The organism is Nocardioides sp. (assembly GCF_047607365.1).
In the GTDB taxonomy this organism is placed as follows: Bacteria; Actinomycetota; Actinomycetes; order Propionibacteriales; family Nocardioidaceae; genus Nocardioides.
This window is the reverse complement of record NZ_JASGDD010000111.1, coordinates 1-5,419: the sequence shown is the minus strand read 5'-3', so window position 1 is coordinate 5,419 and position 5,419 is coordinate 1. Positions and strand designations below refer to the sequence as shown.

General features: G+C 74.4%; 7 protein-coding genes and 1 rRNA gene. 7 read left to right on the top strand and 1 reads right to left on the bottom strand.

All coding sequences use genetic code 11. The features are described from left to right. The first annotated feature begins 3 nt into the window (after window positions 1-3). Window positions 4-120: ribosomal RNA gene (rrf, locus tag QM572_RS08305) — 5S ribosomal RNA — on the top strand. A gap of 173 nt (window positions 121-293) precedes the next feature. Then, window positions 294-656, top strand: coding sequence for a single-stranded DNA-binding protein (locus tag QM572_RS08300; RefSeq protein WP_415091952.1), 363 nt, complete (start codon window positions 294-296; stop codon window positions 654-656). Here QM572_RS08300 and QM572_RS08295 read toward each other — a convergent pair. Continuing rightward, complete coding sequence (locus tag QM572_RS08295) at window positions 631-1,746, bottom strand: DUF1015 family protein (protein ID WP_415091950.1); 1,116 nt, start codon at window positions 1,744-1,746, stop codon at window positions 631-633. The genes QM572_RS08300 and QM572_RS08295 overlap by 26 nt on opposite strands. Window positions 1,747-1,769: 23 nt before the next feature. On the opposite strand from QM572_RS08295, the gene QM572_RS08290 reads away from it, so the two are divergent. From QM572_RS08290 to QM572_RS08270, 5 genes are all read left to right on the top strand, one after another. Next, window positions 1,770-2,786, top strand: a complete 1,017-nt coding sequence (locus QM572_RS08290) for an HAD-IIA family hydrolase (protein WP_415091948.1) — start codon at window positions 1,770-1,772, stop codon at window positions 2,784-2,786. Between the two features lie 10 nt (window positions 2,787-2,796). Next, the gene (locus QM572_RS08285) at window positions 2,797-2,955 is read left to right on the top strand and encodes a hypothetical protein (protein WP_415091946.1); all 159 of its coding nucleotides are present in this window, start codon (window positions 2,797-2,799) and stop codon (window positions 2,953-2,955) included. A gap of 3 nt (window positions 2,956-2,958) precedes the next feature. Next, a complete protein-coding gene (locus QM572_RS08280) occupies window positions 2,959-3,819 on the top strand; it encodes a TlyA family RNA methyltransferase (RefSeq protein WP_415091944.1) in 861 nt (286 codons plus the stop codon). Beyond that, window positions 3,816-4,763 carry an NAD kinase gene (locus tag QM572_RS08275; protein ID WP_415091942.1) on the top strand — a complete coding sequence of 316 codons (948 nt, stop codon included), beginning with the start codon at window positions 3,816-3,818 and terminating at the stop codon, window positions 4,761-4,763. The genes QM572_RS08280 and QM572_RS08275 overlap by 4 nt, the downstream gene beginning before the upstream one ends. Further along, window positions 4,756-5,419, top strand: a 664-nt coding sequence (locus QM572_RS08270) for an AAA family ATPase (protein ID WP_415091940.1), incomplete at its 3' end; no start/stop codon positions are given. The genes QM572_RS08275 and QM572_RS08270, both read left to right, overlap by 8 nt.

Genomic DNA, 5,419 nt, shown 5'->3' with positions numbered 1-5,419 from the left:
AGTTACGGCGGCCATAGCGTCGGGGAAACACCCGGTCCCATCCCGAACCCGGAAGTTAAGCCCGACAGCGCCGATGGTACTGCAACCGCGAGGTTGTGGGAGAGTAGGACGCCGCCGGACAAAAATTGAGCGCAGGGCCACCCGCAAGGGTGGCCCTGCTGCCATTTGCGCACCATTTCGGGCCACTCGCCATCCCGGAGCCGTGCTCCCGGCGCCTCCGTCCACCGCCATTGTCGGCGGGTGCGGCTCCTGCGGGAGCCGGTCGAGAGGCTGGCCGAAGGAGGTGATGCGCGATGGGCGCAGGACAGGAAATGGAGCAGGCGGCCGACGCCGTCAACGAGGTCAGGCTGGTCGGCCGCGTGAGCGCCCGCCCGGAGCGGCGCGAGCTGCCCGGCGGCGACAGCGTGATCGCCCTGCGGGTGATCGTCCGTCGGCCGGAGGCGGCCCGGCGGGGCACGCAGACGGTCGACGCGATCGAGTGCACCGTGTGGCGCGCCCAGCTCGCGCGTACTGTCGCACGCTGGGAGGCCGGCGACCTGGTGGAGGTCAGCGGGGCCATCCGGCGGCGGTTCTACAGCGCCGCGGGCCGGACGCTGTCGTCGGTGCAGGTCGAGGTGGCGACCGGCAGGATCATTCGTCGTGCAGCCGCCGCATGATGGCGCCGAGGTGCGGCTTCGGCTGGAACGAGGTCGCCTTCTCGGGAAGCATCCGCCCGGCGAAGGCCGAGGCGCGGATCTCGGGATAGGCCGGCGGCGGGAGCAGGAGCGCGGTGGCGGCCCGGTGCCGGAGGGCGGCGAGCGCGCTCTCCTGGGAGTGGTGGTATCCGATGTCCCAGGGCCCTCGGGGCAGAGCGGGGATGAGGCGCTCGTGGACGGTCTCGACCAGGGTCCGGTCGGGCGAGTGCGGCAGCTTGACCGCGGCCCAGCGCCGGCCGTCGGTCACGACGAGGCCGTCGACGTCCTCCGGGCGGAGCGCGGCGGGGCGGAACTCGATCGGCGCGTCGACGAGTCGCGCGGCGGCCCGTACGTCGTCGACGGTGACGCGTGGCAGTACGCGGTGGATCGCGCGCAGGTGCAACGGCGTGGCGTCGTGGTCGACCAGCATCGCGAGGCCGAGGTCGAACCCGGATCCGGGGTCGCGTGCCTGGAGCCGGAGATAGGCGGCGTAGCGGTGGTGGCCGTCGGCGATCACCGCGCGCGCGTCGGACAGGGCTCGTTGGACGGCCGCATGGGTGCCGGACTCGCGCAGCGCCCAGATGCGGTGGTGCTGGCCGGCGTGGTCGGCGTACTGCCGCATCGGGGCCTCGGCCGTGGCGGCGGCCGTGAGCGCGCGAAGCTCGGGAGAGGCCTCGTGGACCAGCAGGATCGGCGCCGGCTGCAGGCGCATCTGCCCCATCCGGTCGGCGAGCTCGTCGGCCTGGCGCGGGTGGATCTCCTCGTGGGGCACGACACGAGCCAGGGACGCGTCGTCGGAGCGCCGGGTCATGTCGAGCAGCCCCACGATGCCGCGGACGACGGTCCCGCCGTCGGCGTACTCGTGGACGTAGAGCGCCGGCGTCTGGTCCTGCACGACCTTGCGGCGGCGCTCCCAGCTGTCGAGCCGGCCGCCCACGCCGCGCCAGGGCCGGCCGAAGAGGCGGGCGGAGGCGGGGTCGCCGACGAGACCCGGCTGCAGCATCGTCGCGCGGAACGGCGAGAGCGTCAGCGGACCCGCCAGCGGGAGCGGCATCACCGGTCGCGGGTCCATCGACCCATCGTAGGGTGGCGCGCATGCGATCGACGGGAGGCCGGAGCCTCAGCGAGCTCTACGACCTGGCGATGCTGGACCTCGACGGGGTCGTGTACGTCGGCGGTGAGGCTGTTCCGGGCGCGCCCGGTCACCTCGAGCGGGCGCGCGCCGCCGGCCAGCACCTGGCGTTCGTCACCAACAACGCCGCGCGCACGCCCGACGTCGTCGCGGAGCACCTGAGCCGGCTCGGCGTGCCGGCGGAGGCCTCGGACGTGGTCACCTCGTCGCAGGCGGCCGCGGCGGTCCTCGTGCAGCGCCTCGGGACGGGTGCGAAGGTCGCCGCGCTCGGCGCCGAGGGCCTGTTCGCCGCCCTCACGGATGCCGGGCTCCAGCCGGTCGGGGTGGACGACGAGGAGGCGGAGGCGCTGGTCGACGGCTACGGCCCGGACGTGCCGTGGCGCGACGTGATGCGCGCCGCGGTGAGGGTCCGGGACGGGCTGTGGTGGGTCGCGACCAACACGGACATGACGATCCCGACGGCGTACGGGACGGCGCCGGGCAACGGCGTCCTGGTCGACCTGATCCGCCGCTTCAGCGGCGTCGAGCCGGTGGTGGGCGGCAAGCCCGACCGGCCGCTGCTCGACGAGACGATCCGGCGCGTGGGGGGCGAGCGGCCGCTGATGGTGGGCGACCGGCTGGACACCGACATCCTCGGTGGCCGCAACGCCGGCGTCGACACGCTCCTGGTCATGACCGGCGTGACCGGGCTCCCGGAGCTCGCCGGCGCGACGGGGGAGGAGCGCCCGACGTACGTGGCGGCGGACCTCGGCGGGCTCACCGGGCCGCACGAGGCGCCGAGCGTGGATGGCACCCGGGCAGAGCTGGGCGGATGGTCGGCCGAGGTCGACCCGGAGAGCGAGCTCGTCGTCACCGGGCGCGGCGACCCGGACGACTGGTGGCGGGTGGTCGCGGCAGCGGCGTGGGCGCACTTGGACGCGGAGGGCCGTGCCGCCGGCGTACGGCGGCTGGTGCCGCCGGATCGGGCCACGAGTCGGTAGCCTGCTGCCCATGACCGAGCCCGGCACCGAACCCGCACGCACCGGCGTGGCGCTCGTCGACTCGATCCTCGAGTCGGTCGAGGCCGCGGCCGAGCTGCCGCTCGAGGAGCAGGTGGGCGTCTTCGAGCGCGCGCACGACCAGCTTCGCCGCGCCCTCGACACCGACTGACCGATGCCCCCCGGAGGACAGCCGCGTCGGCTGCGGCTCGATGCCGAGCTGGTGCGCCGCAGGCTCGCCCGTTCGCGTGAGCACGCGTCCGAGCTCATCGCCGCCGGCCGCGTCACGGTCTCGGGGGCCGTGGCCACGAAGCCGGCGACGGGGGTCACCACCGACGTCGCGATCGTGGTGAGGGAGGACCCGTTCAGCCCCGACTACGTCTCGCGCGGCGCGCACAAGCTGGTGGGCGCGCTCAACGCGTTCATGCCGCTGGGACTGAGCGTCGCGGGCCGCAGGTGCCTCGATGCCGGCGCTTCGACCGGCGGGTTCACCGAGGTGCTGCTGCAGCACGGCGCGGCGGAGGTGCTCGCGGTGGACGTGGGCTACGGGCAGCTGGCCTGGAAGCTCCAGTCCGACCCCCGCGTCGTCATCCACGACCGGACGAACATCCGGGAGATCACGCCCGACGCCCTGGGCGGCCCGGTGGACCTGATCGTGGGCGACCTGTCCTTCATCTCCCTGGAGCTGGTGCTCGACGCCCTGCTCGGAGTGATGTGGCCCGAGGGCGACCTGGCGCTCATGGTCAAGCCGCAGTTCGAGGTCGGCAAGGACCGGGTCGGGAAGGGCGGCGTGGTGCGCGACCCCGGTCTGCGCGCCGAGGCGGTTCTGGCCGTCGCTCACGCAGCCGCCGCCCGCGGCTGGGGCGCCCGCGCGGTGACGACCAGCCCGCTGCCGGGGCCCTCGGGGAACGTCGAGTTCTTCCTCTGGCTGCGCCGAGGCGACGCCACGATCGACGACGAGGCCATCAGCGAGGCGGTCCACACCAGGCGCGGGCTCGCGGATCTGTCCGCGCCGGATGAGAGGGTGGAGCCATGAGCGCCCCCACGACGCCAGCCGATCTGGTGCGACGCGTCCTCGTGCTCACCCACACGGGACGGGCGGAGGCGCTCTCGGTCGCGATGCAGTTCACCAAGGCGCTCCAGTCGCACGGGATCCTCGTGCGCATGGTCGCGGCCGAGGCCGCGGCGCTCGGCGTCGACGCCGACGGGGTGGAGCTGGGGGAGAGCGCCGAGGACTGCGAGCTGGTGCTCGTGATCGGCGGCGACGGCTCGATCCTGCGCGCCGCCGAGATCACCCACGGCAGCAACACCCCGGTCCTCGGCGTCAACCTCGGACACGTCGGCTTCCTGGCCGAGGCCGAGGTCGAGGACGTGGAGACGGTGCTCGACGCGATCGTGCACCGGACCTACACCATCGAGGACCGCCTCGCCCTCGACGTCCGCGTCACCGACGAGCGGGGCGCCGAGGTCTTCCGCACCTTCGCCGTCAACGAGGCGAGCGTGGAGAAGGCGGCCCGAGAGCGGATGCTCGAGGTCGTCATCGAGGTGGACGACCGGCCGCTGTCGCGCTTCGGGTGCGACGGCGTGGTGTGTGCGACCCCCACCGGCTCGACGGCGTACAACTTCTCGGCCGGCGGGCCCATCGTCTGGCCGTCCGTCGAGGCGCTCCTCATGGTGCCGCTCAGCGCGCACGCGCTCTTCGCCCGCCCGCTCGTCATCTCGCCGACCTCGACCCTCGCGGTGGAGGTCATCCGGTCGACCAACGGAGCCGGCGTGCTGTGGTGCGACGGCCGCCGTGCGGTCGACCTCGCGCCGGGCGCGCGGATCGAGGTGACCCGCGGCGACCGGCCCGTCCGGCTGGTGCGGCTGCACGAGGCGCCGTTCACCGACCGGCTCGTGGCGAAGTTTCAGCTTCCGGTCGAGGGGTGGCGAGGCGCCTCCGACCGGAGCGATCGAGGAAGGGACGAGGCTCGTGCTTGAGGAGCTCCGGATCACCTCGCTCGGGGTCATCGACTCCTCGGTCCTCGAGCTCGGCCCGGGCCTCACCGTCATCAGCGGCGAGACCGGCGCCGGCAAGACCATGATCGTCACCGCGCTCGGCCTGTTGCTCGGCGGCCGCGCCGACGCCGGCGCCGTGCGCACCGGCAGTCGCAGCGCTCGCGTGGAGGGCCTGATCCGGACCGACGAGCTCCCCGCGCTCGTCGACGCGGTCACCGAGGCGGGCGGCGAGGTCGAGGACGACGCCGTGCTGCTCGCCCGCACGGTCGCCGCCGAGGGCCGGTCACGCGCCTTCGTCGGCGGAGCGTCGGTCCCGGTCGCCACCCTCGGCGCGGTGGCCGAGCCGCTCGTCGCCGTCCACGGCCAGTCCGACCAGCACCGGCTCCTCCAGGGCCGCGCCCAGCGCGACGCGCTCGACCGGTTCGGCGGACCGGAGCTCGCCGAGGTGCTCGAGCGGTACGCCGCCACCTACGCGGACCTCGCGGACGTGGAGCGCGAGCTCGCCGAGGTGACCGCCTCCGCGCGCGAGCGCGCTCGCGAGGCAGACCTGCTCCGCTTCGGCGTGGGCGAGGTCGAGGCGGTCGCCCCCGAGCCGGGCGAGGATGCCCGGCTCGCCGCCGACGAGGCGCGCCTCGGGT

Coding starts and splice junctions, on each gene's coding strand:
- QM572_RS08275 (WP_415091942.1), top strand. CDS start 3,816: ATGAGCGCCCCCACGACGCCAGCCGATCTGGTGCGACGCGTCCTCGTG.
- QM572_RS08300 (WP_415091952.1), top strand. CDS start 294: ATGGGCGCAGGACAGGAAATGGAGCAGGCGGCCGACGCCGTCAACGAG.
- QM572_RS08290 (WP_415091948.1), top strand. CDS start 1,770: ATGCGATCGACGGGAGGCCGGAGCCTCAGCGAGCTCTACGACCTGGCG.
- QM572_RS08280 (WP_415091944.1), top strand. CDS start 2,959: ATGCCCCCCGGAGGACAGCCGCGTCGGCTGCGGCTCGATGCCGAGCTG.
- QM572_RS08285 (WP_415091946.1), top strand. CDS start 2,797: ATGACCGAGCCCGGCACCGAACCCGCACGCACCGGCGTGGCGCTCGTC.
- QM572_RS08295 (WP_415091950.1), bottom strand. CDS start 1,746: ATGGACCCGCGACCGGTGATGCCGCTCCCGCTGGCGGGTCCGCTGACG.